This is a genomic window from Streptomyces colwelliae (assembly GCF_048158785.1).
In the GTDB taxonomy this organism is placed as follows: domain Bacteria; phylum Actinomycetota; class Actinomycetes; order Streptomycetales; family Streptomycetaceae; genus Streptomyces.
This window is the reverse complement of the sequence record NZ_JBLTJC010000776.1, coordinates 1-1,514: the sequence shown is the minus strand read 5'-3', so window position 1 is coordinate 1,514 and position 1,514 is coordinate 1. Positions and strand designations below refer to the sequence as shown.

Genomic DNA, 1,514 nt, shown 5'->3' with positions numbered 1-1,514 from the left:
ACGACCCCCTCCGCAGCGCCCGCCCACTGACCCGCATCACGCTCTACGACGGCCGCACGGCATGGCTCGTCACCGGGCACGCCGCCGCCCGCGCGTTGCTGGCCGACCAGCGCCTGTCCTCCGACCGCACCGCGCCCGATTTCCCCGCGACCAACGAACGGTTCGCGGCGGTCCGGAACCGCAAGGTCGCCCTGCTCGGCGAGAACGACCCCAAGCACCGCACCAAGCGGCGGATGATGATCCCCGCCTTCACCGTCAAGCGCGCCACGGCGATGCGGCCCGACATCCAGCGGATCGTCGACGAACTGCTCGACGCGATGATCGCCCAGGGCCCGACCGCCGACCTGGTGTCCGCGTTCGCGCTGCCCGTTCCCTCGATGGTGATCTGCTCGCTGCTCGGCGTCCCGTACGCCGACCACGAGTTCTTCGAGGCCCAGTCCCGGCGCCTGCTGCGTGGCCCGAAGGCCGAGGACAGCCAGGACGCCCGCGATCAACTGGAGGCGTATCTGGGCGAGTTGATCGACCGCAAACAGCGGGATCCGGGCGAGGGCGTGCTGGACGACCTCGTCCGCGACCAGCTGAACGAAGGGGCGCTGGACCGCGCGGAGTTGATCTCCCTCGCGATCATCCTCCTCGTCGCGGGCCACGAGACGACCGCCAACATGATCTCCCTGGGCACCTACACGCTGCTGCTCCACCCCGAGCGGCTCGCCGAACTCCGGGACGATCCAGGGCTGTTGCCCGACGCGGTCGAGGAACTGATGCGGTCGCTCTCCATCGTGGACGGGCTGATGCGGCAGGCCCTCGAGGACATCGAGGTGGACGGCACGACGATCCGGGCCGGTGAGGGCGTGGTCTTCTCGGCCGCGGTCATCAACCGCGACGAGGACGTCTACACCGCCCCGGACACCCTGGATTGGCACCGGCCCACCCGCCACCACGTCTCGTTCGGCTTCGGCATCCACCAGTGCCTCGGCCAGAACCTCGCCCGCGCCGAACTGGAGATCGCCCTGCACAGCCTCTTCGACCGGCTGCCCACGCTGAGCCTGGCCGTCCCCGCGGAGGAGATCCCCTTCAAACCCGGCGACACGATCCAGGGGATGCTGGAACTCCCCGTGACCTGGTAAGAGGCTGCGTTCCATGCACACGGAAATCCACATCGACAAGGACATCTGCATCGGGGCGGGCCAGTGCGCCCTGGCCGCCCCGAGCGTCTTCACCCAGGACGACGACGGCTACAGCACGGTGCTGCCGGGCAAGGAGGACACCGACGACCCCATGCTCAAGGAGGCGGCACGGGCCTGCCCGGTGAGCGCGATCACGGTGTCGGACACGGTGGGCTGAGCGGGCCACTCCGTAGGGGGCGGGCTGCTGGGGGAGCGGTTCCTGGGCGCGGTGGCGGGTTCGTTGGGCTGAGCGGTTCCTGAGCACAGTGGCGGGCTCGTTGGGCTGAGCGGTTCCTAAGGAGGCGGTGGCCTGCCCACCGGGCCGAGCCCACCCCTCCTGGCGTGAAG

2 protein-coding genes are annotated in these 1,514 nt (G+C 69.9%); both read left to right on the top strand.

Features of this window, described 5'->3' with window-relative positions; all coding sequences use genetic code 11:
* On the top strand, positions 1 to 1,127 hold a 1,127-nt coding region (locus tag ACNFOC_RS54260; RefSeq protein WP_416966295.1), incomplete at its 5' end, for a cytochrome P450.
* A gap of 13 nt (positions 1,128 to 1,140) precedes the next feature.
* Entirely contained in the window at positions 1,141 to 1,344 is a 204-nt protein-coding gene (locus tag ACNFOC_RS54255) for a ferredoxin (RefSeq protein WP_416966294.1), read from the top strand.
* Positions 1,345 to 1,514 lie beyond the last annotated feature (170 nt).

Bases quoted from the DNA above. Each gene is read 5' to 3' on its own strand.
- ACNFOC_RS54255 (WP_416966294.1), top strand. From the start codon at position 1,141: ATGCACACGGAAATCCACATCGACAAGGACATCTGCATCGGGGCGGGC.